This is a genomic window from Stenotrophomonas sp. YJH_SMC_69 (genome assembly GCF_059370495.1).
Map to the genome: position 1 here is coordinate 407448 of NZ_JCAFTS010000004.1, position 26223 is coordinate 433670.

At 68.3% G+C, this 26223-nt stretch carries 26 protein-coding genes; 8 read left to right on the forward strand and 18 right to left on the reverse strand.

Going from position 1 to position 26223, the window contains the following annotated elements; translation table 11 throughout:
* Positions 1 to 8: 8 nt before the first annotated feature.
* On the reverse strand, positions 9 to 563 hold the full coding sequence (locus AC5P8F_RS09705) for a cob(I)yrinic acid a,c-diamide adenosyltransferase (protein ID WP_014645991.1): 555 nt from the start codon (positions 561 to 563) through the stop codon (positions 9 to 11).
* A gap of 8 nt (positions 564 to 571) precedes the next feature.
* On the reverse strand, positions 572 to 1156 hold the full coding sequence (locus AC5P8F_RS09710; protein WP_014645992.1) for a hypothetical protein: 585 nt from the start codon (positions 1154 to 1156) through the stop codon (positions 572 to 574).
* A gap of 109 nt (positions 1157 to 1265) precedes the next feature.
* On the opposite strand from AC5P8F_RS09710, the gene ubiH reads away from it, so the two are divergent.
* Both ubiH and AC5P8F_RS09720 read left to right on the forward strand, forming a co-directional pair.
* On the forward strand, positions 1266 to 2474 hold the full coding sequence (gene ubiH / locus AC5P8F_RS09715) for a 2-octaprenyl-6-methoxyphenyl hydroxylase (RefSeq protein WP_014645993.1): 1209 nt from the start codon (positions 1266 to 1268) through the stop codon (positions 2472 to 2474).
* Positions 2471 to 3652, forward strand: a complete 1182-nt coding sequence (locus tag AC5P8F_RS09720; RefSeq protein ID WP_445392175.1) for a UbiH/UbiF family hydroxylase — start codon at positions 2471 to 2473, stop codon at positions 3650 to 3652. Before ubiH ends, AC5P8F_RS09720 begins: the two co-directional genes overlap by 4 nt.
* A gap of 68 nt (positions 3653 to 3720) precedes the next feature.
* Here AC5P8F_RS09720 and AC5P8F_RS09725 read toward each other — a convergent pair whose 3' ends face one another.
* The 6 genes from AC5P8F_RS09725 to AC5P8F_RS09750 all read right to left on the reverse strand — a co-directional run bounded on the left by AC5P8F_RS09725 (position 3721) and on the right by AC5P8F_RS09750 (position 9110).
* Positions 3721 to 4119 (reverse strand): EF-hand domain-containing protein, encoded by a 399-nt coding sequence (locus AC5P8F_RS09725; RefSeq protein WP_014645995.1) that lies wholly within the window; start codon positions 4117 to 4119, stop codon positions 3721 to 3723.
* A gap of 64 nt (positions 4120 to 4183) precedes the next feature.
* Entirely contained in the window at positions 4184 to 5251 is a 1068-nt protein-coding gene (rlmM, locus tag AC5P8F_RS09730; RefSeq protein ID WP_046428937.1) for a 23S rRNA (cytidine(2498)-2'-O)-methyltransferase RlmM, read from the reverse strand.
* On the reverse strand, positions 5235 to 5795 hold the full coding sequence (locus tag AC5P8F_RS09735) for a nucleoside deaminase (RefSeq protein ID WP_004154307.1): 561 nt from the start codon (positions 5793 to 5795) through the stop codon (positions 5235 to 5237). The genes rlmM and AC5P8F_RS09735 overlap by 17 nt, the downstream gene beginning before the upstream one ends.
* Positions 5796 to 5893: 98 nt before the next feature.
* Positions 5894 to 6616 carry a DUF6348 family protein gene (locus AC5P8F_RS09740; protein ID WP_014645997.1) on the reverse strand — a complete coding sequence of 241 codons (723 nt, stop codon included), beginning with the start codon at positions 6614 to 6616 and terminating at the stop codon, positions 5894 to 5896.
* A 48-nt stretch (positions 6617 to 6664) separates the two neighbouring features.
* Positions 6665 to 7318, reverse strand: coding sequence for a hypothetical protein (locus AC5P8F_RS09745; RefSeq protein WP_495227998.1), 654 nt, complete (start codon positions 7316 to 7318; stop codon positions 6665 to 6667).
* Between the two features lie 43 nt (positions 7319 to 7361).
* A complete protein-coding gene (locus AC5P8F_RS09750; protein ID WP_049440148.1) occupies positions 7362 to 9110 on the reverse strand; it encodes a glutamine--tRNA ligase/YqeY domain fusion protein in 1749 nt (582 codons plus the stop codon).
* A gap of 190 nt (positions 9111 to 9300) precedes the next feature.
* Here AC5P8F_RS09750 and AC5P8F_RS09755 point away from each other — a divergent pair, with 190 nt between their 5' ends.
* Together AC5P8F_RS09755 and msrA are read left to right on the forward strand one after the other, a co-directional pair.
* Complete coding sequence (locus AC5P8F_RS09755; protein WP_014646000.1) at positions 9301 to 9564, forward strand: putative signal transducing protein; 264 nt, start codon at positions 9301 to 9303, stop codon at positions 9562 to 9564.
* 30 nt (positions 9565 to 9594) lie between these two features.
* Positions 9595 to 10260 carry a peptide-methionine (S)-S-oxide reductase MsrA gene (msrA, locus tag AC5P8F_RS09760; RefSeq protein WP_495228018.1) on the forward strand — a complete coding sequence of 222 codons (666 nt, stop codon included), beginning with the start codon at positions 9595 to 9597 and terminating at the stop codon, positions 10258 to 10260.
* A 583-nt stretch (positions 10261 to 10843) separates the two neighbouring features.
* On the opposite strand, the gene AC5P8F_RS09765 is transcribed toward msrA, so the two are convergent.
* The 5 genes from AC5P8F_RS09765 to ahpC form a co-directional block, all read right to left on the reverse strand.
* A complete protein-coding gene (locus AC5P8F_RS09765) occupies positions 10844 to 11800 on the reverse strand; it encodes a transaldolase (RefSeq protein WP_049440146.1) in 957 nt (318 codons plus the stop codon).
* A 50-nt stretch (positions 11801 to 11850) separates the two neighbouring features.
* Positions 11851 to 12255: a nucleoside diphosphate kinase regulator gene (rnk, locus tag AC5P8F_RS09770; protein ID WP_014036052.1), complete on the reverse strand. Its 405-nt coding sequence runs from the start codon at positions 12253 to 12255 to the stop codon at positions 11851 to 11853.
* A gap of 123 nt (positions 12256 to 12378) precedes the next feature.
* Positions 12379 to 13341: a LysR substrate-binding domain-containing protein gene (locus AC5P8F_RS09775; protein WP_014646003.1), complete on the reverse strand. Its 963-nt coding sequence runs from the start codon at positions 13339 to 13341 to the stop codon at positions 12379 to 12381.
* Between the two features lie 85 nt (positions 13342 to 13426).
* A complete protein-coding gene (ahpF, locus tag AC5P8F_RS09780; RefSeq protein WP_014646004.1) occupies positions 13427 to 15019 on the reverse strand; it encodes an alkyl hydroperoxide reductase subunit F in 1593 nt (530 codons plus the stop codon).
* A 224-nt stretch (positions 15020 to 15243) separates the two neighbouring features.
* Positions 15244 to 15807, reverse strand: coding sequence for an alkyl hydroperoxide reductase subunit C (ahpC, locus tag AC5P8F_RS09785; protein ID WP_005408159.1), 564 nt, complete (start codon positions 15805 to 15807; stop codon positions 15244 to 15246).
* A 322-nt stretch (positions 15808 to 16129) separates the two neighbouring features.
* Between ahpC and prmC the strand changes: the two genes are divergently transcribed.
* Positions 16130 to 16987 (forward strand): peptide chain release factor N(5)-glutamine methyltransferase, encoded by an 858-nt coding sequence (prmC, locus tag AC5P8F_RS09790; RefSeq protein ID WP_046429016.1) that lies wholly within the window; start codon positions 16130 to 16132, stop codon positions 16985 to 16987.
* A 48-nt stretch (positions 16988 to 17035) separates the two neighbouring features.
* Positions 17036 to 17977 (forward strand): prolyl aminopeptidase, encoded by a 942-nt coding sequence (gene pip, locus AC5P8F_RS09795; RefSeq protein ID WP_014646006.1) that lies wholly within the window; start codon positions 17036 to 17038, stop codon positions 17975 to 17977.
* A gap of 141 nt (positions 17978 to 18118) precedes the next feature.
* Here pip and AC5P8F_RS09800 read toward each other — a convergent pair whose 3' ends face one another.
* Positions 18119 to 19003, reverse strand: a complete 885-nt coding sequence (locus AC5P8F_RS09800) for a LysR family transcriptional regulator (RefSeq protein WP_014646007.1) — start codon at positions 19001 to 19003, stop codon at positions 18119 to 18121.
* 105 nt (positions 19004 to 19108) lie between these two features.
* Here AC5P8F_RS09800 and AC5P8F_RS09805 point away from each other — a divergent pair, with 105 nt between their 5' ends.
* Positions 19109 to 20527, forward strand: coding sequence for an MFS transporter (locus tag AC5P8F_RS09805; protein ID WP_288496417.1), 1419 nt, complete (start codon positions 19109 to 19111; stop codon positions 20525 to 20527).
* 136 nt (positions 20528 to 20663) lie between these two features.
* Here AC5P8F_RS09805 and AC5P8F_RS09810 read toward each other — a convergent pair whose 3' ends face one another.
* The 4 genes from AC5P8F_RS09810 to AC5P8F_RS09825 are packed head-to-tail and all read right to left on the reverse strand — an operon-like array spanning position 20664 to position 23518.
* Positions 20664 to 21461 carry an N-formylglutamate amidohydrolase gene (locus AC5P8F_RS09810; RefSeq protein ID WP_014646009.1) on the reverse strand — a complete coding sequence of 266 codons (798 nt, stop codon included), beginning with the start codon at positions 21459 to 21461 and terminating at the stop codon, positions 20664 to 20666.
* Positions 21454 to 22008, reverse strand: a complete 555-nt coding sequence (locus AC5P8F_RS09815) for an NUDIX hydrolase (protein WP_049408489.1) — start codon at positions 22006 to 22008, stop codon at positions 21454 to 21456. The genes AC5P8F_RS09810 and AC5P8F_RS09815 overlap by 8 nt, the downstream gene beginning before the upstream one ends.
* Positions 22005 to 22940, reverse strand: coding sequence for a 5'-3' exonuclease (locus AC5P8F_RS09820; protein ID WP_046429027.1), 936 nt, complete (start codon positions 22938 to 22940; stop codon positions 22005 to 22007). The genes AC5P8F_RS09815 and AC5P8F_RS09820 overlap by 4 nt, the downstream gene beginning before the upstream one ends.
* On the reverse strand, positions 22937 to 23518 hold the full coding sequence (locus tag AC5P8F_RS09825; RefSeq protein WP_014646012.1) for a nitroreductase family protein: 582 nt from the start codon (positions 23516 to 23518) through the stop codon (positions 22937 to 22939). Before AC5P8F_RS09825 ends, AC5P8F_RS09820 begins: the two co-directional genes overlap by 4 nt.
* A 331-nt stretch (positions 23519 to 23849) precedes the next feature.
* On the opposite strand from AC5P8F_RS09825, the gene pacR reads away from it, so the two are divergent.
* Positions 23850 to 26171 carry a PacR family protein gene (pacR, locus tag AC5P8F_RS09830; protein WP_032956973.1) on the forward strand — a complete coding sequence of 774 codons (2322 nt, stop codon included), beginning with the start codon at positions 23850 to 23852 and terminating at the stop codon, positions 26169 to 26171.
* Positions 26172 to 26223: the final 52 nt, after the last annotated feature.

Sequence of the window (26223 nt, forward strand, 5' to 3'; positions counted from 1 at the left end):
GTGCCGACTCAGCGCTGGCGCTGCTGTGGCTGCCACAGCGCTTCGCCATGGCCATCGGCACGGGCCAGCACCCGGGCCAGCACGAACAACAGGTCCGACAGCCGGTTGAGGTACTGCAGCGCCTCGCTGCGCACGGCGTCGTGGCGGGCCAGGGTGACCGTCTCGCGCTCGGCCCGGCGGACGATGGTGCGCGCCAGGTGGCAGCGTGCGGCGGCCTCGCCACCGGCTGGCAGGATGAATTCCTTCAACATCGGCAGGCTGGCGTTGTAGTGATCCAGCTGCTGTTCCAGTGCCGACACATCGGCGGCGTGGATCGCGGCGTGGCCGGGGATGCACAGTTCGGCGCCCAGGTCGAACAGCTGGTGTTGCAGATGCACCACCAGCGCGCGCACGTCGTCGGGCAGCGCCGTGGCCAGCAGCAGGCCGAGTGCGGCATTGGCTTCGTCGACAGTGCCGTAGGACGCCACGCGGGCATCATCCTTGGCCACGCGCTGGCCGTCGCCAAGGCCGGTACTGCCGTCGTCGCCGGTGCGGGTATAGATGCGCGAGAGGCGATGACCCATGGCGCGGCTCAGTGCCGGATGTCGCGGCGGGCCTGCTGGAGCTTCAGTACCTGCTCCACGGCCAGCTGCAGGGCGGCGGCCAGCGCCACGTAGATGGCGGTGGTGCGCAGGTACGGCCCGAACCACTGTGCGTAGTTCTGTGCCCAGCCGGCCAGCGTCGGTTCGGCCACGTTGCGGCTGGTCCAGTAGAAGCCGCCCTGCGCGAGCAGGTGACAGACCGCCACCGAGGCCACCAGCAGCAGCGCGCCCTTGGCCAGTACCGGCCAGCGTGCCCCCTGGTAGTTGCGGCCCAGCAGCATGCCGCCGGCCCACAGCGAGAAATACGCCGGCAGCAGCAGCCAGTAGCCCGGCGACACGCAGTAGTGCTGCCAGAAATCCAGGCCGCTGCTGCGGATCACGATCCAGTCCACCAGCACCGCGAACACCATCAGCAGCGGGAACGCCCAGCGGGTCCAGCCAGCCAGGTAGAAGCCGCCGATGAAGAACACCGCCCAGGAGGCATCCGGGATCGCCGCGAAGTGGTTGACCCGGGTCGCCGCCAGCAACAGCACGAGTACGGACAGGACGAAGGCACGGTTGGCGGTGGCGGACATGGCAGCGGGCCCGGAGCGGATTCAGGTTTCATTCTAGCCCGCCGCGCCGGTTGGCGCAGGTCGGGGGCTGTTGGGTGTTCGGGCGGGGCGAGCGCGTATCATGAACACCATGAGTGAACGACATGACGTGCTGATCGTCGGTGGCGGCCTGGTCGGTGCCAGCCTGGCCATTGCCCTGGACCGGTTGGGCCGCGATGTGGGCCTGCTCGAAGCCAGCCCGGCCGGCGAGCTGCCGGCGGTGTTCGACCAGCGCAACCTCAGTTTCGCCGCGGCGACCGTCAACGCGCTGACCGCGTTGGGGGTCATGCAGAAGCTGGCGATGGCGCCGGGCCCGATCCGCCGCATCCATGTCAGCCGCGCCGGCGATTTCGGCCGCGTGCAGCTGGAGGCTTCCGACTACGACCGGCCGTGGTTCGGCCAGGTGGTTGTCGCGCGTGACTTCGGCCAGGCGCTGGAAGCGCGCCTGCAGGAGCTGCCGCAGCTGCGGCGCTACCGGCCGATGCGGTTCCTGGGCCTGGGCGAGGTGGTCGACGGCTACCGCCAGGTGCGGGTGGCCGACGAGACCGGCGAGCGCGTACTGCTGGCACGGCTGGTGGTCGGTGCCGATGGCACGACCAGCGGTGTGCGTGGCGCGCTGGGCATCGAGGTCGACCGGCATGATTTCCAGCAGACCCTGTTCGTGGCCCGCGTGCGCAGCCAGCGCGCGCCGGATGGCACGGCCTGGGAGCGCTTCACCGATACCGGCCCGACCGCCCTGCTGCCGCGCGGCGACCGCCACTTCGGCACCGTGCACGGCGTGGCGCGGGACCAGGCCGATGCGGTGATGGCGCTGGACGATGCGGCCTGGCTGCAGCGCCTGCAGGATGCGATCGGCTGGCGTGCCGGTCGGCTGCTCGAATCCGGCCCGCGCAGCGCTTACCCGCTCATCCAGGTGCTGGCGCGCGCATTGGCCGGTGAACGCACGGTGCTGCTGGGCAATGCCGCGCAGACCATCCATCCGCTGGGTGCGCAGGGCTTCAACCTGGGCCTGCGCGATGCGCTGACCCTGGCCGAACTGCTGGAGGATGCGCACGAGGATGCCGGCAGCGATGTGCTGCTGCAGGCCTATGTTGCGCGCCGCCAGGAAGACCGACGGCAGACGGTGGCGTTCTCGGGTGGCCTGGCACGGCTGACCAGCAATCCTGCACCGCTGATGCGGCCGCTGCGCAGCCTCGGCCTGGTGGCCGCGCAACGCGCCTCGGTGCAGTCGATGCTGGTCGGTGGCGCGATGGGCTTCCGCGGCGAAGTGCCGCGCCTGTGCCGCGGAGAAGCCGCATGAGCCGGCGCATGCGCCTTGATGTGGCCATCGTCGGTGGTGGCGTGGTCGGTGCCGCGTGCGCGCTGGCGCTGGCCGATGCCGGCCTGTCGGTTGCGCTGGTGGAAGGTCGTGAGCCCGCGCCGTGGCAGGCCGCACAGCCTGACCTGCGCGTGTTCGCCTTCGCTGCTGACAACGTTCAGCTGCTGAACCGCCTCGGTGTGTGGCCGGCGATCGCGCAGGCCCGTGCCTGGCCCTATCGGCGCATGCAGGTGTGGGATGCGGCCGGTGGCGAAGATCTGCTGTTCGATGCCGATCGCTTCGGCCGTCGTGAACTGGGCTACATCGTCGAGAACGGCCTGCTGCAGGATCGCCTGTGGGCGGCGTTGCCGGCGGCGGGTGTGCAGCTGCACTGCCCGGCACGGGTGGACGCGCTGGAGCAGGACGAGGAGGGCGTGCGCCTGCGCCTGGATGACGGGCGTCGCCTGGAAGCGGCGTTGGCGGTGGCCGCCGACGGCGCCGAATCGACCCTGCGCCAGCTGGCCGGGATCGAGGTCGAGCGGCACGACTACCACCAGCGTGGCGTGGTGGCCTACGTGGACAGCGATCTTCCCAACCAGGCCACCGCCTGGCAGCGTTTCCTGCCGGGCGGGCCGCTGGCGCTGCTGCCGGTGGCCGAGCGCCGCAGCTCGATCGTCTGGACCCTGCCCGAGGACGAGGCGGCACGTGTGCTGGCCTTGGACGAGGACGCCTTCAACCGGGAACTGACCCGCGCCTTCGCGGCACGGCTGGGTGAGCTGCGACTGGCGTCACCGCGAGCGGCCTTCCCGCTGCGTCGCCAACTGGCCCGTCACTACGTGGCCGGCCGAGTACTGGCATTGGGTGATGCCGCGCATGTGGTGCATCCGCTGGCCGGGCAGGGCGTGAACCTGGGCCTGCGCGATGTCGCCGCCCTGCAGCAGTGGCTGGCGCCGTCGGCCGAGCGCCGTGGCCAGCCGCGGCTGTCGCCGCAGCGCCTGCAGCGCTGGGCACGCGAACGGCGCAGCGACAACCAGATCGCCGCCTACAGCTTCGATGCGATCAACCGCCTGTTCTCCAACGACGAGATGCACTTGACCCTGGCCCGTGGCCGCGCGCTGGGCTGTGTCGGCAAATGGCCGCCGCTGGTACAGGCGTTCTGGAAGCGCGCCGCCGGCGTCTGAAGCAAAAAGGGGACGGAGGGGATTAAGTCGTTTGTGCACATACGACTTAATCCCCTCCGTCCCCTTTTTCAATCCACCAGCCAGCCGGCCAGGTCGGTGCGGTCCAGCTTGCCGCGGTGCCTGCGGTCCAGCGAATTGAATTCGTCGGCCAGCGCCGGATTGGCCTGTGCTTCCTCGCGGCTGATGAAACCGTCGCCGTTCACATCCAGCGCGGCGAAATGGACGCGGTACTGGCCGACCACGCTGCTCGGTTCCAGCGAACGCACGGTCACCTGCGCCTCGCCGGCCGGCTGCGGAATCTCGACGCTGCCGCTGACCCGGCCCGCATCCAGCGGTTGCTGGCGGATCGCGCCGCCGGTGGGGCCCAGCGGCTGGCTCTGCGCCGGCGTGGACGGGCCGTGCTGGGCGATGGCCGGTACCGAGGCCAGCAGGATGGTCAACAGCAGGGCAGCACGTGGAAGGTTCATGACAGGCTCCTTGCCAGAGGGTACCGGGAGCGTACTCCCGGCAACCTGTGCCGCCGATGACGGATCAGCGCAGCGGCGAAGCCAGCACGGTGATCTCTTCACGGTCGTGATAGAGCTGCTTGGCGCGGACCACCAGCGGCTTGCCGGCCTGGTCCTGGAACAGGTCCAGGCACAGCCGGGTTTCGTCCCAGCGCTTCTTCATCGGCAGTTTCAGATTGAAGATCGCATGCCGGCACCAGCCCTCGCGGAACCAGGTGGCCATGCGTTCGGCCACGCGGCGCGGCTGCTCGACCATGTCGCAGACCATCCAGTCCAGCGGCTGTTCCGGGTGCCAGTGGAAGCCATCGGCGCGCAGGTGCTCGACCAGTCCGGTGTCCAGCACGTGCTGGCGCAGCGGGCCGTTGTCGATGCTCAGCACGTGCATGTGCTGGCGGGTCAGCACCCAGGTCCAGCCGCCGGGTGCGGCGCCGAGGTCGGCCGCACGCATGCCGGGCTTGGCCAGCGCCTCGCGTTCTTCCGGCGTCAGCAGGGTCAGCAGCGCCTCGTCCAGCTTCAGCGCCGAACGCGAAGGCGCCTCGGGCAGCAGCTTCAGGCGCGGGATGCCCAGCGCCCACGGTGCGCTGTCGGCCGGGTCGGCCACGCAGACGAAGGCATGGGTGCCATCGACGAACACCACATGCAGGCGCGGCAGGCGGTTGTTCGGCTTATCAGTGAGCTTGCCGGCCTTGCGCAGCGCCGGGCGCAGTGCATTGCCGAAGGCACGGGCCAGACCGGACAGTGGCTTGCCGGCGTCCGAATCGGGGTGTTCCACCCACAGGTCGCCGAAGCGCGGCGCATCGGCCAGCACTTCCAGCATCGGGGTGATCCGGTCCGCCGGGTCCAGCTGCGGCAGTTCGGCCAGCACCACCAGCTTCTGCCGCGCGAAGATCAGCTCGCGCCAGCGCAGGCGCGGCGCCAGCGCGGCGGCTTCGTCGCACATGAAAAGCACGTAGCCGTCATTGCGCTGGGTGCGCGCATAGCCGGCGAAACCGGCTTCACCGGCGCGGAACTGCAGCTCGCCGGCCAGCTCGGGCTCGAAGCCCTGCCGGCACAGGCACAGCAGGCCGATGCCGGTTTCAGTAACGGGCGCCATCGCTTTCCCCATAGGCACGCAGCACGCTGCGCGCGGCGTCGCGGTTCAGGCCTTGCACCACTTCGATGCCGCGCTTGTTGAGTTCACCCACCCAGTCGGCCGGCAGCGGGCCTTCATCGAACGGGGTCAGTTCCTCGACGTCGGCCGAGTTGGCACCGATCAGCAGGCGGTCGATGCCGGCCCACACGGTGGCGCCGTAGCACTGGCAGCACGGCTGCGAGCTGGTGGCCAGGGTGACCGGCGACAGCACCGCGTTCAGGCGCGGGGTCTGCAGGCGCTGCTGGGCCAGCATGTAGGCCATGTTCTCGGCGTGCGCCAGCGAGGTCGCGTGCGGCATCACCCGGTTCACGCCGGCGGCGATGACCTTGTCGTCCGGTCCGAACACCACCGCACCGAACGGACCGCCACTGGCGTGCTCGACGTTCAGCCGCGACAGCTCGATCGCCAGCGCGACCTTGGCCTCATCGCCCGGATATCGACGATCCAGGTCGATCTGGTCGTGGATCCAGGCGGGAAGGGTCAGGTGGACTTGCGCGTACAGCATCGCGGGGGTGCCTCGTGTGGGATGGGAAAAAGTGCGGTTGCTTGGGGAAACCGGCGCGCAGTGTAGCCGCACCGGCCTGTACCGCGCGTGGGCCGGGCTCAGCCCGGCGAGCCGGTGCGGATCACCACGTACTGCTTGCGGAATTCCAGCCCGGCCTGCGGCCAACTGGCAGCATAGGCGCGCAGCAGGGGCAGGGCGGCGGCGAAGTCGTGGCCGTTGACCCGGCAATCGGCCTCGCACAGGCCGTCGGCATCGCGCGAGGCGAACAGGCGGATGGCGAGGAAATGGCGGGCTTTCAGCAGCTCGTCGAAGGCCTCCATGCTGCGGGTGAACAGGCAGCAGGGGCAGGAGCCATGATCGTCTTCGCTGCAGGTGGAGGCATCCACGTCCTGTGCACGGTAGTGCGCCAACGGCCCCAGCACCACGGTGCGCTGATGTTCCTCACCCTCGTCGCCGACCGGATAGGTCAGGCCCATCATCGGCAGGCCCTGTGCGTCTTGGGCGCCGATCGCGGTCTGCAGGGTCACCAGGTCCACCCGGGCCCAGGCCTGGAAGCCGGACAACAGCGATGCCTGCTCATCGGCACCATTTGCGTGCTGGTACTCGAACAGGCCATCGGCGAACAACTGCGGATGCTGGCTTTCAATGACGGTGGAGGTCTGCCAGCCGCCGTTGTCGCGCGCTTGCGCGGCCATTGCATGCGGGGTCAGGCGTAGGCCGCTGTCGAGCAGCAGCGCGTTGCCGTCGATGCGGCTGGCGGTGCCGGTGTCCTGCAGGGCCTGCTGCAGCAGCGGGAGGAGGGCGGTGGCGCTCGTGGTCATGTCAGGCCTGTGGATGGATGGGGCGGAACATCCAGGCAGGGCCTGGGGCTAGCGGTCGAGTGCGTCGAGCTCGGCGCGATATCGCTGCGCGTCAGGCTGCTGCTGCGGGTCGTTGCCGTGGTCGCGCAGCCAGCTTTCCAGTTCGCGGCGATAGTCGGCGCGGAACTCGGCATTGCCCGGGCTGAAGTGCAGCTTGCGCGCCGCCACTTCCACCCGCTCGCGCGCGCTGGCCCGGGCCTGGGCGATGCCGTGCGGTGACTCGTTGGTGAGGATGACGATGTTGCGCGGGAAGCCGGGCGTGTACTTGACCACGAACGGCTGGTCGCGCGCCGGGATACGGATGGCGTTTTCCAGCGGCCACAGCGAAGCCGTGTTGGTGTGGAACACCACGTCCACGTCGCGCCCCTCGGCCGTGCGCAGCACCGCTTCGTAGCGCCAGATGTACTGTTCGTTGAGCGTGGAGCTGGTTCGCTCGGCCTTGACGATCACCGCTTCACCACGCTCGCCCACCACGTTGAGGAAGGTGGCGTTGAGGAAGTGGCCGAGGAACATGTTGAGCATCGCCAGCGGGAACACCACGATGGCGTAGCCCGGAAAGCGCCGCCACCACGAGACCAGCCCAGCCAGCACCATTGCTGCAAAGAACGTCAGCAGCGGATGCTGCGAGATGAACCAGAGCAGGACGGAAAGGGCGGTGATCATCGTCGCGGTCCTGCGGGCGCCATCCAGGCGCCCGCGCAGGTCCTCAGGCCGACCAGGTATCGCGCAGGGTCACGCTGCGGTTGAATACCGGCGTGGCTGCGGTATGGTCGCGGCGGTCGGCCACGAAGTAGCCGGTACGCTCGAACTGGAACGACTGCTCCGGCGCGGCGCTGGCCGCGGCCGGCTCGACATAGCCGGTGACAGTGCGGCGCGATTCCGGGTTGAGGTAATCGCGGTAGGTCTTGCCTTCCGATTCGTCGTCCGGGTTCGGCACCGAGAACAGGCGGTCGTACAGGCGGATCTCGGCCGGTACGCCGTGCACGGCGCTGACCCAGTGGATGGTGCCCTTGACCTTGCGGTTGGCGCCTTCCATGCCCGGACGCGATTCCGGATCCAGCCAGCCGCGCAGCTCGGTGATGGTGCCGTCGGCATCCTTGATCACTTCGTCGCAGCGGATGATGCCGGCGCCGCGCAGGCGCACTTCGCCCCCCGGGACCAGGCGCTTCCAGCCCTTCGGCGGCACTTCGGCGAAGTCCTCGCGGTCGATCCACACTTCGCGTGCGAACGGTACTTCGCGGCTGCCGAAGCTTTCGTCCTTCGGGTGGTTGCTGAAGGTCAGCTGCTCTTCGTGGCCTTCCGGCAGGTTGGTCAGCACCAGCTTGACCGGATCGACCACTGCCATGCGGCGCGGTGCGGCACTGTCCAGGTCCTCGCGCAGCGCGCCTTCCAGCACGCTGAAGTCGATCAGCGAATTCTGCTTGCTGATGCCCACGCGCTCGGCGAACAGGCGCATCGCGGCCGGGGTGTAACCACGGCGACGCAGGCCCTGCAGGGTCGGCATGCGCGGGTCTTCCCAGCCGTCCACCAGCTGTTCGGTGACCAGCGCCATCAGCTTGCGCTTGCTCATCACCGTGTAGTTGATGTTCAGGCGCGAGAACTCGATCTGGCGCGGCTTGGCCGCTTCGCGCGGCAGGCCGGCATCGACCAGCGGCTGGGTCAGCGCATCGTCATGGGCGAAATCGACGTTGTCCACGCACCAGTCGTACAGCGGGCGGTGGTCTTCGAATTCCAGCGTGCACAACGAGTGGGTGATGCCTTCGATCGAATCACCCAGCGCGTGGGCGAAGTCGTACATCGGGTAGATCGGCCACGCATTGCCGGTGTTCTGGTGCTCGACGTGCTTGATGCGGTACAGCGCCGGATCGCGCAGGTTGATGTTGCCGCTGGCCATGTCGATCCTGGCGCGCAGGGTGCGCGCACCATCCGGGAATTCACCGGCGCGCATGCGGCGGAACAGGTCGAGGTTTTCCTCGACGCTGCGGTCGCGCCATGGCGACGGGCGGCCCGGCTCGGTCAGGGTGCCGCGGTAGGCGCGCACTTCCTCGGCCGACAGGTCGCAGACGTAGGCCTTGCCCTGTTCGATCAGCTTCTCGGCGGCCAGGTAATAGGCCTGGAAATAGTCCGAGGCGTGGCGCAGCTCGTTCCACTCGAAGCCCAGCCAGCGCACGTCGTCCTGGATCGCGGCCACGTATTCCGGATCTTCCTTGGCCGGGTTGGTGTCATCGAAGCGCAGGTTGCAGACGCCGCTGAATTCACCGGCGATGCCGAAGTTCAGGCAGATCGACTTGGCGTGACCGATGTGCAGGTAGCCGTTCGGCTCCGGCGGGAAGCGGGTCTTGATCGCCTGGTGCTTTCCGCTGGCCAGGTCCTCGCGCACGATCTGGCGGATGAAATCGCGCTTCTCGTGGCTGTCGGCGGGGGTCTCGGGGCTGGCGGGGGTGTGCTCGGACATGAGTCGGCGAAAAGAAAGGCAGAAAGACCAACAGTCTAGCGCGTACGGGGCAGGGCTGCCCGGTGGGGTGTGGGGATGCCGGCCCCGCCCTCTGGTAGTGCCGGCCGCTGGCCGGCAACTCTCCGATCCCGCCCCCGGCACCATTCAGCCCCCGGGCGTATGCTGGAGCCCTGCCCCGAGGAGCCGCCGCATGCACATCGTGTACAAGGCCGACAACCTGTTCGACGCCCATCTGGTCAAGCACGCGCTGGAAAACGCCGGCATCCCCGCCTTCGTGTTCGGCGAGCAGCTGCTGGGTGGCATGGGCGAGCTGCCGTTGTTCGGTGTGTTGCGGGTCGGCATCCCCGACGCGGCGCGGCCGCAGGCGGAGGCCATCATCGCGGCGCTGGACTTGGGCCAGGCCGCCGCCGACCCCATTTCCGATGCAGACGATATGGCCGGACTGCCGGCGTAGGAGCGCATCATGTTGGGAATTGGCCAGGGCATCCTCGGCATCGGGGCCTTCAAGCAGCGCCTGCCGCGCCCGGGAGAAGCACTGCCAGGGCGCGAGCAACCGCTGCCGCTGCACAGCAACCAGCACTTCGTGAACAGCCATCCGCTGAAGGACCGTTTCGCCGGCCTGCAGCAGATCCGCTTCGCGCTGGGCTGTTTCTGGGGCGCCGAGCGCAAGTTCTGGACCGAGCCGGGCGTGTACAGCACCTCGGTCGGCTACGCCGGCGGCATCACCCCGAACCCGACCTATGAAGAAGTGTGCTCGGGCCTGACCGGGCACACCGAAGTGGTGCAGGTGGTGTTCGACCCGGCGGTGGTGAGCCTGGAACGGCTGCTGCAGCTGTTCTGGGAAAGCCACGACCCGACCCAGGGCATGCGCCAGGGCAACGACACCGGCACCCAGTACCGCTCGGCGATCCACGCCACCGACGAGGCACAGTACGCTGCCGCGCTGGCCAGCCGCGAGGCCTACCAGGCCCAGCTGGATGCGGCCGGCTACGGCCCGATCACCACCGAGATCGTGTACCCGGCACCGGCGTACTACTACGCCGAGGACTATCACCAGCAGTACCTGGCGAAGAATCCGAACGGCTACTGCGGCATCGGCGGCACCGGCGTGAGCTGCCCGATCGGGTTGGATGTGGAGGCGCCGCGCTGACGCGCGGTGGTCCGCCTGCGGCGGGCAGAAGCCAAAGCCAAAGCCAAAGCCAAAGCCAAAGCCAAAGCCAAAGCGGCTCTGGGTTGCTGACGGTTTGGCGGGACGGGGGCGGCTGGCAGGACACGCCGTAAACCCATCCCTGGGGGCTCGATGGCGCCATCCATGGCGCCAACGGTCCTGCCAGCCGCCCCCGTCCCACCTTCGACAGTTTCCGGGTGACGGTGGGCAAGAGCATTGGTTGGTGACGAACTGATGGAAAAGAAAAAGGACGCGGCCTTCGCCGCGTCCTTTTTGTTTGGTTCTGCATTGCCCTTGTAGAGCCGAGCCATGCTCCGCTCCAAGCAAGCGAAGCGCGCGACCCGCGTTTGCTCTTCTTTCTTCCGTGGCGGGTGGCCACCGGAAACTGTCAGAGGGCGGGCGGGTTGGGTTCGCGGGAGTGTCCGCCGCATGGATGCGGCGGCCAAGCCTCCAGGGATGGATTCACGGCGTCTCCCGCGAACCCAACCCGCCCGACCCAGCGCGGCTTTTTGCTCTTTGCGACCAACCGACCTGCCACGAGGGGCTCAGCCGTTGGCCGGAATCCTCACAGTGCCGCGCGGATCCGCTCGCGCAGTGCTTCCAGATCCTTGGCAAACGCATCGATACCGGTCGCCAGCTTCTCGGTCGCCATCGGATCAGCAGCCAGATCCGCCGCGAACGTCGCCGCATCGATCGGGGGCACCGCCGCGCCATCAGCGGCACCAGCCACCAGCTTGCGCGGCAGCGCGCCGTGGTCGGCGTCCAGCTTCTCCAGCAGGTCCGGCGAAATGGTCAGGCGGTCGCAGCCGGCCAGCGCTTCGATCTGTGCGGTCGAACGGAACGAGGCGCCCATCACCACCGTCTTCGAACCGCGGCGCTTGAATTCGGCATAGACGCCGCGCACGAACTTCACGCCCGGGTCTTCGTCGATGCTGGCCGGGGTCTGGCCGTTGGCCACGTACCAGTCCAGGATGCGGCCGACGAACGGGGAGATCAGGAACGCGCCGGCCTCGCTGCAGGCCAGCGCCTGGGTCGGGTTGAAGATCAGGGTCAGGTTGCAGTCGATGCCTTCGGCCTGCAGGATGCGCGCGGCTTCCACGCCTTCCCAGGTCGCGGCGATCTTGATCAGGATCTTCTCGCGCGGCACGCCGGCATCGGCGTACATCTGGATGAACTGGCGGGCCTTGGCCACGGTGGCGGCGGTGTCGTGGGCCTGGTCGGCGTCCACTTCGGTGGACACGCGGCCCGGCACCAGCGTGCTCAACAGCGCGCCGACGCCGATGGTCAGGCGGTCGGCCACGGCGTGCACCACGGCTTCGCGGTCGCCGGCCTGCTGGCGGCCCCAGGCGAGTTCGCGTTCGATCAGTTCGGCGTAGACCGGCAGGTCCAGCGCCTTCTTCACCAGGGTCGGGTTGGTGGTGCAGTCCACCGGCTGCAGGCGCTTGATCGCCTCGTAGTCACCGGTATCGGCAACGACCACGGACAGTTCGCGCAGCTGGGACAGTTTGGACGGGGTACTCATTACGGCTCCTGGTGCAGGGGGATCGAATCGCGCGCGGTGCGCAGCGGTAATCAGGGGCGGTCGTTGTGGACCGCAGTCACGCGCAGGCGCAGCTTGCGGCCGCCGGGCGCGTTCCAGTCGATGCTCTGGCCGATGGCCAGGCCGAGCAGGGCACTGCCGACCGGGGCCAGCACGGAGACCTTGCCTTCATCGACATTGGCTTCGCGGGGGAAGACCAGGGTCAGGACGTGCTTTTCGCCGGACACTTCATCTTCGCACTCCACGCGCGAATGCATCATGACGATGCCTTCGGGAATCTGGTCCGGCGCCAGCACGGTGGCCCGGTTGAGTTCTTCAGCAAGCGCGAGCGCGGCAGGCGTCTGGCTCAGCGCAGGGGATTCGAGCATGGCGTCCAGGCGGTCCATGTCGAAGGTAGAAACGGTGATCGACGGCGGCAGGCCGCTGGCGGTGTTCATGGTGAAGCTCCTTGGTTGAAAGCCATGCAAAAGGCGGCACCTGCTGGCGCCGCCTGTCTGTATTGTGGGGACAAATGCGGCCGGAATCGACTCCTGCCGATTCCGGGCCGGTGCTGCGGGGGCTCAGCCGTTCAGCGCGGGGCCGGGCAGGGCCGGTGCATCGCTGCCGGCATCGAGCGCCTCCAGCGTGAACAGTGCCTGCGGCAGGCGCTTGAACTGGTCGGCCAGCTCCATCAGGAAGTCGTTCATGGCCGAGCTGCGGCGCCAGATCATGGCGATGCGGCGGCTGGGACGGCCTTCGCCGGTGAAATCGAGCAGGCGGATGTTGTTCGAGCGCGGCACCGGCGGCTGCACCGACAGGCTCGGCAGCAGGGTGATGCCGACGTCGGCGGCGACCATCTGCCGCAGCGTTTCCAGGCTGGTGGCGCGGAATTCGGACTTCTCGTTGGCGCCGAACAGGCGGCAGACTTCCAGCGCCTGGTCGCGCAGGCAATGCCCGTCTTCCAGCAGCAGCAGCTTCTGCGTGGCCAGTTCCTGCACGTCCAGGTGTTCGCGGCGGGCCAGCGGGTGGCGCCCGGACACGGCCAGCAGGAACGGTTCCTCGAACAGGAATTCGGCATGCAGCTGGTCGTCGATCACCGGCAGGGCCAGCAGTGCGGCGTCGAGCTTGCCTTCGCGCAGGCGGTCCAGCAGCACGTCGCTCTTTTCCTCGACCAGCAGCAGTTCCAGCTCCGGGAAGCGCTCGCGGATGCGCGGGATCACATGCGGCAGCAGGTACGGGCCGAGGGTCGGGAAGATGCCCAGGCGCACCGTGCCGGCTTCCGGATCGCGGCTGCGTCGCGCCGCCTCCTTCAGCTGTTCCACCTCAGACACGATCACCCGCGCCCGCGCCGCCGCTTCCTGGCCGGCCGGGGTCAGCATCACCTTGCGCGGTGCGCGTTCCACCAGCGGCAGGCCCAGCTCTTCTTCCAGCTTGCGGATCTGCGTCGACAGCGTGGGCTGGCTGACGAAGCAGGAGGCGGCAGCCCGGCCGAAATGCTTGTGGTCGGCCAGGGCTACCAGGTACTTCAGATCACGTAGGTTCATCCTTACACCCCAGGGGTAACGGACCGGCTGACGGCGTGGTTACCCGACAGGCAGACAATGTTCCCGGTGATCTGGGAACGGTGGATCAGGCTGCTTCAGCAACGGCACCGCTGCTGTTGCTCACCGACGAGCGGATCAGGTGGTCGAACGCACTCAGTGCGGCGGTCGAGCCGGCGCCCATGGCGATGATGATCTGCTTGTAGGGCACCGTCGTGCAATCGCCAGCGGCGAACACGCCCGGCAGGTTGGTCTGGCCGCGGTCGTCGATGACGATCTCGCCGCGCGGCGACAGCGCCACCACATCCTTCAGCCACTCGGTGTTGGGCAGCAGGCCGATCTGCACGAAGATGCCTTCCAGCTCGACGCGGTGGGCATCGCCGCCGACGCGGTCCTTGTAGACCAGGCCGGTGACGCGGCTGCCGTCGCCCAGCACTTCGGTGGTCTGCGCGCTGGTCAGCACGGTCACGTTGCCCAGGCTGCGCAGCTTCTTCTGCAGCACTTCATCGGCGCGCAGGCTGGAATCGAACTCCAGCAGGGTTACATGCGACACGATGCCGGCCAGGTCGATGGCCGCTTCCACGCCGGAGTTGCCGCCGCCGATCACCGCCACGCGCTTGCCCTTGAACAGCGGGCCATCGCAGTGCGGGCAGTACGCCACGCCCTTGTTGCGGTACTGGTCTTCGCCCGGCACGTTCATCTGCCGCCAGCGCGCGCCGGTGGACAGGATCACCGAACGCGACTTCAGTACCGCGCCGTTTTCCAGCTGCACCTGCACCAGGCCGTCTTCGCCGGCCGGCACCAGCGCACTGGCGCGCTGCAGGTTCATGATGTCCACCTCGTACTCGCGCACGTGCTGCTCCAGCGCCGTGGCCAGCTTGGGGCCCTCGGTCTCCTTCACCGAAATGAAGTTCTCGATCGCCATGGTGTCCAGCACCTGGCCACCGAAACGCTCGGCGGCGATGCCGGTACGGATGCCCTTGCGTGCGGCGTAGATCGCCGCTGCAGCGCCGGCCGGGCCACCGCCCACCACCAGCACGTCGAAGGCGTCCTTGGCGGCGATCTTCTCGGCATCGCGCTTGCCGGCGTTGGTGTCCAGCTTGGCCACGATCTGCTCGAGGGTCATGCGGCCCTGGTCGAAGATTTCACCGTTGAGGTACACGGTCGGCACCGACATGATCTCGCGCTTCTCGACTTCGTCCTGGAACAGGGCGCCATCGATGGCCACGTGCTGGATGCGCGGGTTGAGCACCGCGGCCAGGTTCAGCGCCTGCACCACGTCCGGGCAGTTCTGGCAGGACAGCGAGAAGTAGGTCTCGAACCGGTAGTCGCCTTCCAGGTTCTGCACCTGCTCGATCAGCTCGGCGGTGGCCTTGGACGGGTGCCCGCCGACCTGCAGCAGCGCCAGCACCAGCGAGGTGAACTCGTGGCCCATCGGCAGGCCGGCGAAGGTCAGGTGGATGTCCTGGCCCGGGGTGCCCAGGTCGAAGGACGGCACGCGGCCCTGGCCATCGCGCAGCACCTGCAGCGAGATCTTGTCCGACAGGCTGTCCAGGGTCTGCAGCAGTTCCAGCATTTCCTGCGACTTGGCGCCGTCGTCGGCGTGCGCGGTGATCTGGATCGGGCGGGTCACGCGCTCCAGATAGGTCTTCAGCTGCGACTGCAGGTTGGCGTCCAACATCGGTCTTCTCCTGGCTTCAGGCAAACAGAGGGCGTGGCACCGCTGTACAAGGTAGCGGACCAGCTGGGGGTAGGGGTGAACCCAAGACAGCGACCGTGGAAGGGGCTGGCTGGCCAAGGCGGGCGAGCGTTGGCTATCTTGGGTTCACCCCCACGCCGGCGGGGGGACCGGCACGGGGATGAAGGGCGCGCCGCGGCGTGGGGCCACGGCAGGCCGGTACTGCCTTAGATCTTGCCGACCAGGTCCAGCGACGGGGTCAGGGTCTTCTCGCCTTCCTTCCACTTGGCCGGGCACACCTGGTTCGGGTTGGCGGCGGTGAACTGGGCAGCCTTCAGCTTGCGCAGGGTCTCGGACACGTCACGGGCGATCTCGTTGGAGTGGATCTCCAGGGTCTTGATCACGCCTTCCGGGTTGATGATGAAGGTGCCGCGCAGGGCCAGGCCTTCTTCCGGAATGTGCACGCCGAAAGCGTTGGTCAGCTGGTGGGTCGGGTCGCCGACCAGCGGGAACTGGGCCTTGCCGACGGCCGGCGAGGTCTCGTGCCACACCTTGTGCGAGAAGTGGGTATCGGTGGTGACGATGTAGACCTCGGCGCCGGCCTTCTTGAACTCGGCGTAGTGGTCAGCTGCGTCCTCGATCTCGGTCGGGCAGTTGAAGGTGAAGGCGGCCGGCATGAAGATCAGGACGGACCACTGGCCCTTCAGGCTGGCGTCGGAAACCTTGATGAACTCGCCGTTGTGGTAAGCGTTGGCTTCGAACGGCTGGATCTGGGTGTTGATGAGGGACATCATTTTTCCTCTTGGTGAAGGGGAGTGGGTGAATCGACAGGAGCTAGGTTACCCATTCGCTGGCGATAAGAACAATGCATTGATTGCATCTATTTGATAGATGGAGTCTATCAAAATGCACTGAGCAGGCACTGAACCCGGCCGCTTTCATCCTGCAACTGACTGTGTGACAAGGAAAATCTCGCCGGACCGCTGCCTGGGGCCGATAGCCCCTCCTTATCCCGTCCGGCGTAACCTGAACGGATTCCGATTTTGTAGAGCCGAGCCCGCGCTCGGCTGCTCCAGAAGCAGCCGAGCGCGGGCTCGGCTCTACAATTGCGGAATGTCTTTCCAAACCGAACCCACCCTGCGCCAGATCGTGGCCGAGGCCAGTGTCCGCCTCGGCAGCGTCGAAGCTCGCCATGAGGCGGAGCTGCTGCTGCTGCATGTGCTGGAACGCCCACGCAGTTGGCTGTTCGCGCATGCCACCGATCCGCTGGCCGCCGCCGACCAGGCCGCCTTCGAGACGCTGTTGGCCCGCCGCGTGGCCGGCGAGCCGGTCGCCTACCTGACCGGCCGCCGCGGATTCTGGACGCTGGATCTGGAGGTCGATCCGGCCACGCTGATCCCGCGCCCGGAGACCGAACTGCTGGTCGAGCTGGCGCTGGAACGCCTGCCGCAGGACCGTGCGCTGCGGCTGGCTGACCTGGGCACCGGCAGCGGCGCGATCGCCTTGGCGCTGGCCAGCGAGCGGCCACAGGCACAGGTGCTGGCCACCGATGCCAGCCCGGGTGCGCTGGCCGTGGCCGCGCGCAATGCTGCGCGCCATGAACTGCGCAACGTCCGCTTCGCCGAGGGCGGGCACGATTGGTACGCGCCGTTGCAGGGCATGCGCTTCGACCTGATTGCGAGCAATCCGCCGTACATCGCCAGCGACGACCCGCACCTGCGACAGGGCGACCTGCGCTTCGAACCGGCCTCCGCGCTGGCGTCCGGTGTGGACGGCCTGGATGACATCCGCCGCATCATCGACGGCGGCCAGGCGCATCTGCTGCCCGGTGGCTGGTTGCTGATCGAGCACGGATGGGACCAGGGCGCGGCGATCCGCGCGCTGTTCGACGCCGCCGGTTTTGCCGAGGTGCAGACCGTGCAGGACCTGGAGCAGCGCGACCGCATCACCCTGGGCCGGCGACCGGCCTAGAATGGGGGTTCTCCTGCCCCGGCAGGGCATCACCCTGGAGCTGCAAGCATGCGTACGCTGTACCCCGCCATCACCCCCTACGACGTCGGCACCCTGAAGGTCGACGACCGCCACACGCTGTATTTCGAACAGTGCGGCAACCCGGACGGCAAGCCGGTGGTGATGCTGCACGGTGGCCCGGGCGGTGGTTGCAGCGACAAGATGCGCCAGTTCCACGACCCGTCCAAGTACCGCATCATCCTGTTCGACCAGCGTGGTGCGGGTCGATCCACCCCGCACGCGGACCTGGTGGACAACACCACCTGGGACCTGGTCGCCGATATCGAGAAGCTGCGCGAGCACCTGAAGGTCGATCGCTGGCAGGTGTTCGGTGGCAGCTGGGGCTCGACCCTGGCCCTGGCTTATGCCGAGACCCATCCGCAGCGCGTGACCGAACTGGTCCTGCGCGGCATCTTCATGCTGCGCCGCTGGGAGCTGGAATGGTTCTACCAGGAAGGCGCCAACCGCCTGTTCCCGGATGCGTGGGAGCATTACCTGAAGCCGATCCCGTCGGTGGAGCGGCATGACCTGATCTCGGCCTTCCACCGCCGCCTGACCAGCGACGACGAAACCACCCGCCTGGAAGCGGCCAAGGCCTGGGCGGTGTGGGAAGGCGCGACCAGTTTCCTGCACGTCGATGACGACTTCATCAACAGCCACGAAGACCCGCACTTCGCCCTGGCCTTCGCCCGCATCGAGAACCACTACTTCGTCAACGGTGGCTTCTTCGAGGTGGAAGACCAGCTGCTGCGCGACGCGCACCGCATCGCCGACATCCCGGGCGTGATCGTGCACGGCCGCTACGACGTGGTCTGCCCGCTGGCCAACGCCTGGGACCTGACCAAGGTGTGGCCGAAGGCGAAGCTGGAAATCACCCCGGCCTCGGGCCATTCGGCGTTCGAGGCCGAGAACGTGGACGCGCTGGTGCGCGCCACCGATAGCTTCGCCTGATCGGTAGTGCCGGCCGCTGGCCGGCAACGCCTTGCCGGGTCGTTTCGCCGCCGCCCGATGTGGCTCGCCGGCCAGCGGCCGGCGCTACCGGTACCCAAGGGTTCTGACGCGCCGAAACCTTCATCCACGCACGGCGTGGATTTACCAATCCCCGGCCAGCAACGCGTCGGCCAGCACCTGCAGCTTTGGCGAGTGCTGGCGCGACGGTGGGTAGATCAGCGACAGCGCGCGGCTGCGGCCTTCAAGCGGCTGCAGCACGCGTTGCAGGCGGCCGTCAGCCAGCGCGTCGGCCACTGCGAAATCCATCACCTGCACGATGCCGATGCCGGCGATGGCCGCTTCCACCAGCGGATCGCCACTGTCGAACACCATCCGCGTCGGTGGGGTGAAGTCGCGCAGTTGGCCCTCCTGCAGGAACTGCCAGTCCACCAGCCGGCCACTGCGCAGGTTGCGCACCGCCAGGCACGCGTGATCCCGCAGCGCGGCCACATCGTCCGGTGCGCCACAGCGGGCCAGATACGCGGGGCTGGCCACCGTCACCCAGCGCAGCGGACGCAGCGGGCGCGCGACGATGCGCTGGTCGGCGATGACGCCGGTGCGCAAAGCGGCATCGAAACCTTCCTCGACCAGATCGACCAGACGGTCACTGAGCACGGCCTCCACCTGCAGTTGCGGGTGCTGTTGCAGCAACGGCGCCAGCAGCGGTACCAGCACCTTGCGCCCGAACATCGAGGGCGCGCTGATCTTCAGGGTGCCCGCGGGCGTGCAGGGACGGTCGGCCAACTGGCGTTCGGCATCCTCCAGGCCACACAGCAGCGGTGCCACCTGATCGACGAACTGGCGGCCATCCGGGGTCAGCGCCACGTTGCGGGTGTTCCGCTGCAGCAGCTTCACCCCCAGCGTGGCCTCCAGCCGGCCGATCGCGCGCGACAGGCCGGACTGGCTCAGGCCCAGCTGCCCGGCGGCGACGGTGAAACTGCGGGCTTCGGCCACCTGCACCAGCATGCGCACTGCATTGAGGTCCATCGAGGTTCCATTCATGATGAAAATCATGACAGATATGGCTGGCAGGGGGTTTATTGATTCGGTCGCATCAATGAGACTGCGCTCCCCCACCGCGCCAGACCGCCGATGCCTCCCCTCAAGTACCCGCGCTGGGCGCTGACCCTGCTGGCCACTGCCCAGCTGATCATCGCCCTGGATGCCACCATCATCTTCGTCGCCCTGCACGACATGGGCCGCGCGCTGCAGATCAACGCGCAGCAGCTGCAATGGGTAGTCAGTGCCTACACCGTGGCGTTCGGCGGCAGCCTGCTGCTGGGCGGGCGCGCCGCCGACCTGATCGGCCGCCGCCGCTTCTACCGGCTGGGCATGCTGCTGTTCGCGCTGGCGTCGCTGTTCGGCGCGCTGGCGCCGAATGCCACCCTGTTGATCATCGCGCGCGCGGCGCAGGGCATCGGTGCCGCGTTGCTGTTCCCGGCCACGCTGGCGCTGATCAACACGTTGTATGCGGAAGGCCCGGTGCGCAACCGCGCACTGGCGATCTGGAGCATGGCCAGTGCGGCCGGCCTGGCGCTGGGCACGCTGCTCGGTGGCGTGCTGACCCAGGCGTTCGGCTGGCCGGCGGTGCTGGCGGTGATCGTTCCGCTGGCCACCGCCTGTGCAGTCGCGGCCGGCGCGTGGTTGCCGGCCGATGGCCCGCGTGTGCAGGGCCGTTCCTTCGATCTGGCCGGTTGCCTCACCGTCACCGCCGGCGGCAGCCTGCTGGTCACCACCCTGGTGCAAGGGCCGGAGTGGGGCTGGACGGCCCGCGCCACGCTCATCTGCCTGCTGCTTTCAGCCGTACTGTTGACGGTGTTCGTACAGATCGAAAAGCGCAGCCGTGACCCGCTGATGCAGTTTGCGCTGCTGCGCCTGCCCGGCCTGCGCGCGGCACTCGGCCTGACCTTCGCCTTCATGAGCAGCTATGGCGTGCAGTACTACTTCCTGGCGCTCTACTTCCAGGATGGTTACGGCTGGAGCCCGCTGCAGGCCGGCATGGCCTTCCTGCTGCCGACCGTGGTGTGCACCTTCGGCATCCGCATTGCCGAACGCATGCTGCGGCGCCGTTCGCCACGGCAGGTGCTGGCCTGGGGCTTCGCGGCCGGTGCCATCGGCATCACTGCGGTGGCGCTGGCGATGCCGCATGGCGCCGGTTACTGGCCGCTGCTGCCGGGCATCGTGGTGCTCAGCGTGGGCCAGGGCATGAGCTGGACGGCGATGTGGATCGTGGCCGGGCAGGGCGTGCCGGGGCCGCAGCAGGGTGTGGCGTCCGGCATGGCCGCCACCGCACAGCAGATCGGCGGCGCGTTGGGACTGGCGGTACTGGTGATGGTGGCCAACGCCGCGCGCGGCACGCAGGAGGCAACCAGCCCTGATGCGCTGCAGGGCATGGTCAATGCGCAGTACGGCGCCGCGCTGTTCGCCGCGCTCGGCGTGGTGATCGCGCTGGGCCTGCGCCCGGCGCCGGTCGAATCGGCTGCTGCCGTCTGCCCGGTCAACGAGGCATGATTGAAGGCGCTGCCGTAGGTGGATGTGCCACGCCTGCGGTGGTGCCGGCCGCTGGCCGGCAACCCCGGGGTGGTTGGATCATTGAGGTTGCCGGCCAGCGGCCGGCACTACCGATACGGGATGGGTCCAAGAGCGTTCAACCGAACGCCAGCAACTGTGGCTGCAAGGCGCTGAAGATCCGCGCCAGCCGCTCCGCCCACGCCTGCTGCCCGGCGGCATCGGCGATCAGGTCCTGGCGGATCTCCAGTTCCACGTGCACCAGGCCGCGCCCTTCGCCGTGCACCGGTACCGCGTAGTCGCTGGTACTGCTGACCGAATACGGTTCGTTGTCACCCACCACCAGGTCGCCTTCATCGCGCAGTGCCTGCAGCAGTGCATGCGCAAAGCGCGTGTCCTGGTGGTACAGCACGCCGGCGTGCCACGGCCGCTGCGTGCCGTTCATCACTGGCGTGAAGCTGTGCATCATCACCAGCAGGGTGGGGCGGCCGGCATCGCGGCGTGCATCCAGTTCCGCGTCGATGCGCGCATGGTAGGGCGCGTGGATCGCGTCGATGCGCTGCTGCCGCTGTGCAGCCGACAGCCTGGCATTGCCCGGGACCACGGTGTGGTCGCTCACTTCCGGAATCAGCGTCGGCGAGGCCAGTGGGCGGTTGCAGTCGATCAGCAGCCGCGAATAGGTCTGTTCGATCGCCCATGCATCCAGCCGTTCGGCCAGTGCGCGGGTGGTGCCGGCAATGCCGATGTCCCAGCCGATATGGCGGTCCAGCTCGGCCTGGGCCAGGCCGAGCCCGGTCAGCGCGCGTGGCACCTGCTGGCCGGCGTGATCGGCCAGCAGCAGGTAAGGCGAGGCGCCCTGCGGCCGGTGGAGGGTATAGATCGCCGGGTCGTCGGCGCCCAGCAGCGCCGGCAGTACGTGCAGATCGGCGTCAGCCACGCGGGCGCCCGTCCAGGTGGTGCTCGATCATCCACAGGCCCGCCCAAAGTTTGGCATCCAGCTCATAGCCTTCGCCCATCTTCTGCACCAGCCAGGCCGCCGCCTGCGCGCGCGGAATCTCGTGCACGGTGATGTCTTCGCTGTCATCGCCGCCACCGTCGCCGATCCGGCGCAGGCCGGTGGCGCGTACGAAGGCGATCTTCTCGCTGCTGGCGCCGGAGGACGTCGGGCCGATCATCAGCACTTCGGCGTGATCGGCGGTCCAGCCGGTTTCTTCTTCCAGCTCGCGCACGGCCGAGACTTCGATCGATTCGCCGGCGTGGATGTCGCCGACCAGGCCGGCCGGCATCTCGATGGTGGGGGCCTGCAGCGGCACGCGGAACTGTTCGACGAACAGCACCTTGTCCTCCGGGGTCACCGCGATGATGATCGCGGCCAGGCCACCGGCATGGGTACGTTCGCTGTATTCCCAGGTGCCGCGTACCAGCATGCGCTGGTACTTGCCTTCATAGACGACACGCGGGGCTTCGGTGTTGCGCTGGCTCATGCGGGCTCGCTGTGGGTGGGAAGAATATCGGGTACGCCGGCGGCATCGAACAGCCGGCGGCGGGTCATCGGGCCGAAGCGCAGGGTCTGGCACAGGCCGCCGAGCAGCTCGGGGTCGGCGGTCTGGCGCAGCAGGCCGGGTTGGCTGCCTTCAAGCGGCGCGTCCAGCGCGATGGTGGTCAGCTGGCGCCAGAGCAGGGCGTGCTCGCGCTGCTCGCGCAGGCGCACCGCCATCTGGGCGGCACCGCGCAGGCGCAGGAACGGCACTTCGTCCAGGCGTTCGTACAGCGCATCCAAGCTGCCGAAATGGGCCAGCAGCACGGCGGCGGACTTGCCGCCGACACCACTGACACCGGGAATGTTGTCCACCGCATCGCCGCACAGCGCCAGGTAATCGGCAATCTGGTGCGCGTGCACGCCGTGCCGTGCCTTCACGCCGGCCACGTCCCAGCGCTGGTTGCGGGCGTAGTCCCACTGTTCGTCGTGATCCAGCAGCAGCTGCGACAGGTCCTTGTCGGCGGAGATGATCACCCCGCGATGGCTGCCGCGGTGCACGTGCAGTGCGCTGCCGATCAGGTCGTCGGCTTCGTAGTCGTGGTGGGCGAGGACGGCAAGGCCCAACGCCGCGCACAGCGCCTTGCAGTGCACGAACTGGCGCTTGAGCGCTTCCGGTGCCGGATCACGGTTGGCCTTGTAGGCCGGATACAGGCGGTGGCGGAAGCCGCTGTCGAGCGCTTCGTCGAAGGCAATGGCGATGTGCCGCGGGCGCTCGCGCTCCAGCAGGTCCAGCAGGAAGCGGGCGAAGCCGTGCACAGCATTGGTCGGCCAGCCCTGCGCGTCCTGGAACTGGTCCGGCAGCGAGTGCCAGGCGCGGAACACGTAGATGCTGGCATCGACCAGGTACAGCGACGGCGGCGGTGCCGGCAGGGTCATGCCGGCGGCGTCCAGTCCTGCAGCAGGGTCGCTGGGTCGGGGCGCTCGCGCTCGGGCACGTCGGCCTTGGCGGTGCCGATGTGGATGAAGCCGGCGATGCGTTCACCCTCGACCAGGCCCAGGTGGGCCTGCACGACCGGATCGAAGGCCATCCAGGCCGTCAGCCACTGTGCGCCGAAGCCAAGCGCCTGCGCGGCCTGCAGCAGGGCGAAGCAGACGCAGCCGGCGGTCATCAGCTGTTCCTGTTCCGGCACCTTCGGGTCCGGGCGTGGGCTGGCGACCACCACGATCACCAGCGGGGCGTGGCTGAAACGCTGGCGGTCCTTCTCGAACACGGCCTCGCCGGCATGCGGGTCGCGCTGGCGGCTGCGCTTGGCCAGGAAGTCGCCCAGAGTGTGACGTGCATCGCCGGCGATCTTCAGGAAGCGGAACGGGACGCGCTTGCCGTGGTCGGGCACGCGCACGGCCGACGCCAGCATCCGCTGCAGGGTGGCCGGGTCCGGGCCGGGCTCGCCCAGTTGCCGCGAAGGCACTGAGCGGCGGGCATCCAGGGCGAGCAGGGCAGCGGGGTCGGGCATGGAGTCTGAACCGGTCATCACGGGTGTTTGATTATAGTCGGGGTGGTCAATGACGCCGTCTGTGTCGCGTCCGGCCCCTGAATACCAAACTGTGATGAACATCATGCCACTGGCGGGAAACGGACAGCCGCTTCCCCTCGCCTCGTGGGCCTTGCACGGCTTACGATACCCCTCTTGCCGGGCCGCCGGTCATGAGGTTTGAAGTGAGGACTGTTTCACTGTCCGTGACGGGCTGGCCGGCCTACCATCGACGTTCCGGTACATGGGGTGTGCCGGTCGTCGCGATGTCCATGCTGTCTGTCGTACCAGAGAAGGTGGGGAGCCTTCCCGAATGATGAGCGTGCCCACACCGATGGGATCGCCGGGCCGTGACCCGGCCCAGCTCCAGCTTGCCCGGGACATGGTCCTGCCCGCGCTGTGCCAGGCCTTCGGGGCCGCGCTGGCGCGTTTCGACGATGCCCTGTTCGACCGCGCCGGCAATGCCGGCTCGTCGCAGTTGCTGTTCCTGGATGCGATGCGCGAACTGCGCCGCCGCCGTGAGGAGATCGCTGCCGCCTTCGCCGGCCACCTGCAGCAGGCGTGGGCCGCATTGGCGGCCGGTGAGCCGCTGTCGGCCGAGGCGACCCTGTCGGGGCCGGCCGAGGATGGCCTGAGCCTGCTGGCCGAACACGTACTGGAATCGCGGTTGGCGGTGCGCAATTTCGCCACTGTATTGCTGCGTGACTTCAAGCCGGTGCTGGCGCGGCTGGACCGCCGCCTGGGCCGGTTGATCGGCGGCGTGGAACTGGACGCCGACCACAATCCCATCAGCCCCGAACATCTGGGCGTGGCCATCCACGAGGCCTTTGCCGGCTGCGAACTGGCCCCGGAAGTGCATCTGGTGCTGATCAAGCTGTGCGAGCGCGACCTGCGTGCACCGGTCGGCCGCATCTACGAGAAGCTGGACGAGCAGCTGGCCGCAGCCGGCGTGATGTCGCAGATGGGGGCTCCGCAGCGCCCACAACCGCCGGCACCGGATCCGCGCATGACCGGGATGCTGGATGACCTGGTCGAGCATCGCCACGGCGCGGGCGTCGATCCGGGGTTCAGCGATGACGAGCAGGCCGCACCGGCTTGGGCGCAGCGCTTTGCCGCCCGCTGGTCCGAGCGCCGCGGGCATATGCAGCAGCACCTGGGCGGCGATGATGGCGCCGCCGGCGAGGCCTACGCCGGCCAGCAAGGCATGCTGCTGGAAGCGTTGCACGAACTGCTGCAGCAGACCCGCCATGTGCGTGAGGACGCCACGTCTGCGGCACAGGTGGCGGTCGGCCAGCAGCGCCCGCTCAGCCAGCGCGAAATGATGTCGGTGCTGTCGCTGCTGCAGGCCACGCCGAGCGCGACGCTGCGTGCAGCCATCGGCGAGGACGGCGAATCGCTGGCGCAGCGGCTGAAGAGCGAAGTGCTGTCCAGCGCCACCCAGCTCGGCGTCGATCCGGGCCAGACCCGGCTGGACCCGCAGGATGAGGATGCCATCGACCTGGTCGGCATGCTGTTCGACGTGATGCTGGACGAGCGTGAACTGGAAGGCCGCTCGCGCGAACTGATCGGCCGCCTGGTCGTGCCTTTCGTCAAGGTCGCCATGCTCGACCGCCGCATGTTCGTGCAGAAGACCCATCCGGCGCGCAAGCTGCTCAATTCGCTGGCCGAGGCCTGCGAGGGCAACACCGGCGAGAGCCAGGCCGAGCGCATGCTGATGGCCAAGGTCGAGGAGATCATCGAGCGCCTGGTGGCCGAGTTCAACGAGAACCTGGCGATCTTCCTGACCCTGGAAGAAGAATTCCGCGAGTTCCTGGTGCAGCATCGCCGCCGCGTGGAAATCGCCGAGCGCCGTGCCGCGGAGACGCAGCGTGGGCAGGAAAAGCTGGAGATGGCCCGCAGCCGGGCCAGTGCGGAACTGGATCGTCGCATCGGTGATGCCACCCTTCCGCCGGCCATTGCCGAGTTCCTGCGCCAGCCCTGGCAGCACCACCTGACCCTGGCGCTGCTGCGCGAGGGCGAAGAAGGCGCGTCGGTGGCCGAGGCACTGAGCCTCGGCGACGGCCTGCTGGAGGAAGTGGCCGAGGCACGCCGGCAGATTGTCGGCAAGCCATGGCTGCAGGCCTGGCAGCCGGTGCTGGCCAAGGTGTTTGCCAGCGTCGGTGTGCACGGCGATGCGGCTACCGGTGCGATCGACGCCCTGCACGACACGTTGCAGGGCATCGCCGAGTCGCGGCCGGAACTGCAGCGCGCGCTGCCCGAGCTGCCGCAGGTCGCGCTGCCGGCACCGCCGGTGGCCGAATCGCCAGCGGTGGAACTCAGCGGGCAGATCGATGCCGACGATTTCGACAACGCCGATGCCGACCGCTTCCGACGCATGGAAATCGGCAACTGGTTGGACTTCGTCGACAAGGACGGCAAGGTCCAGGCGGGCAAGCTGTCCTGGGTCAGCCCGATTTCCTCGCGCCTGCTGTTCGTCAACCGTCGCGGCGTGCGCTTCTGCGTGGCCTCGCCAGAAGAGCTGGCGGTGATGGTGCGGCTCGGCCGCCTGCGTGCCCACGTTGACGATGGCGCCTTCGACAGCGCCATGCAGGGCGTGATCGACCGCCTCGACCCGGGCAGCACCACCCTGCACTGAGTGCTGGCTGCCTGCTAGGATCGGGAAAACTCACCGATCAGCGGGGACCTGC

What these genes read in the sequence shown, in the direction of transcription:
- AC5P8F_RS09705 (WP_014645991.1), bottom strand. Translation starts at nt 563, where the DNA reads ATGGGTCATCGCCTCTCGCGCATCTATACCCGCACCGGCGACGACGGC.
- AC5P8F_RS09710 (WP_014645992.1), bottom strand. Translation starts at nt 1,156, where the DNA reads ATGTCCGCCACCGCCAACCGTGCCTTCGTCCTGTCCGTACTCGTGCTG.
- ubiH (WP_014645993.1), top strand. Translation starts at nt 1,266, where the DNA reads ATGAGTGAACGACATGACGTGCTGATCGTCGGTGGCGGCCTGGTCGGT.
- AC5P8F_RS09720 (WP_445392175.1), top strand. Translation starts at nt 2,471, where the DNA reads ATGAGCCGGCGCATGCGCCTTGATGTGGCCATCGTCGGTGGTGGCGTG.
- AC5P8F_RS09725 (WP_014645995.1), bottom strand. Translation starts at nt 4,119, where the DNA reads ATGAACCTTCCACGTGCTGCCCTGCTGTTGACCATCCTGCTGGCCTCG.
- rlmM (WP_046428937.1), bottom strand. Translation starts at nt 5,251, where the DNA reads ATGGCGCCCGTTACTGAAACCGGCATCGGCCTGCTGTGCCTGTGCCGG.
- AC5P8F_RS09735 (WP_004154307.1), bottom strand. Translation starts at nt 5,795, where the DNA reads ATGCTGTACGCGCAAGTCCACCTGACCCTTCCCGCCTGGATCCACGAC.
- AC5P8F_RS09740 (WP_014645997.1), bottom strand. Translation starts at nt 6,616, where the DNA reads ATGACCACGAGCGCCACCGCCCTCCTCCCGCTGCTGCAGCAGGCCCTG.
- AC5P8F_RS09745 (WP_495227998.1), bottom strand. Translation starts at nt 7,318, where the DNA reads ATGATCACCGCCCTTTCCGTCCTGCTCTGGTTCATCTCGCAGCATCCG.
- AC5P8F_RS09750 (WP_049440148.1), bottom strand. Translation starts at nt 9,110, where the DNA reads ATGTCCGAGCACACCCCCGCCAGCCCCGAGACCCCCGCCGACAGCCAC.
- AC5P8F_RS09755 (WP_014646000.1), top strand. Translation starts at nt 9,301, where the DNA reads ATGCACATCGTGTACAAGGCCGACAACCTGTTCGACGCCCATCTGGTC.
- AC5P8F_RS09765 (WP_049440146.1), bottom strand. Translation starts at nt 11,800, where the DNA reads ATGAGTACCCCGTCCAAACTGTCCCAGCTGCGCGAACTGTCCGTGGTC.
- rnk (WP_014036052.1), bottom strand. Translation starts at nt 12,255, where the DNA reads ATGAACACCGCCAGCGGCCTGCCGCCGTCGATCACCGTTTCTACCTTC.
- AC5P8F_RS09775 (WP_014646003.1), bottom strand. Translation starts at nt 13,341, where the DNA reads ATGAACCTACGTGATCTGAAGTACCTGGTAGCCCTGGCCGACCACAAG.
- ahpF (WP_014646004.1), bottom strand. Translation starts at nt 15,019, where the DNA reads ATGTTGGACGCCAACCTGCAGTCGCAGCTGAAGACCTATCTGGAGCGC.
- ahpC (WP_005408159.1), bottom strand. Translation starts at nt 15,807, where the DNA reads ATGTCCCTCATCAACACCCAGATCCAGCCGTTCGAAGCCAACGCTTAC.
- prmC (WP_046429016.1), top strand. Translation starts at nt 16,130, where the DNA reads ATGTCTTTCCAAACCGAACCCACCCTGCGCCAGATCGTGGCCGAGGCC.
- pip (WP_014646006.1), top strand. Translation starts at nt 17,036, where the DNA reads ATGCGTACGCTGTACCCCGCCATCACCCCCTACGACGTCGGCACCCTG.
- AC5P8F_RS09800 (WP_014646007.1), bottom strand. Translation starts at nt 19,003, where the DNA reads ATGGACCTCAATGCAGTGCGCATGCTGGTGCAGGTGGCCGAAGCCCGC.
- AC5P8F_RS09805 (WP_288496417.1), top strand. Translation starts at nt 19,109, where the DNA reads ATGCCTCCCCTCAAGTACCCGCGCTGGGCGCTGACCCTGCTGGCCACT.
- AC5P8F_RS09815 (WP_049408489.1), bottom strand. Translation starts at nt 22,008, where the DNA reads ATGAGCCAGCGCAACACCGAAGCCCCGCGTGTCGTCTATGAAGGCAAG.
- AC5P8F_RS09820 (WP_046429027.1), bottom strand. Translation starts at nt 22,940, where the DNA reads ATGACCCTGCCGGCACCGCCGCCGTCGCTGTACCTGGTCGATGCCAGC.
- AC5P8F_RS09825 (WP_014646012.1), bottom strand. Translation starts at nt 23,518, where the DNA reads ATGCCCGACCCCGCTGCCCTGCTCGCCCTGGATGCCCGCCGCTCAGTG.
- pacR (WP_032956973.1), top strand. Translation starts at nt 23,850, where the DNA reads ATGATGAGCGTGCCCACACCGATGGGATCGCCGGGCCGTGACCCGGCC.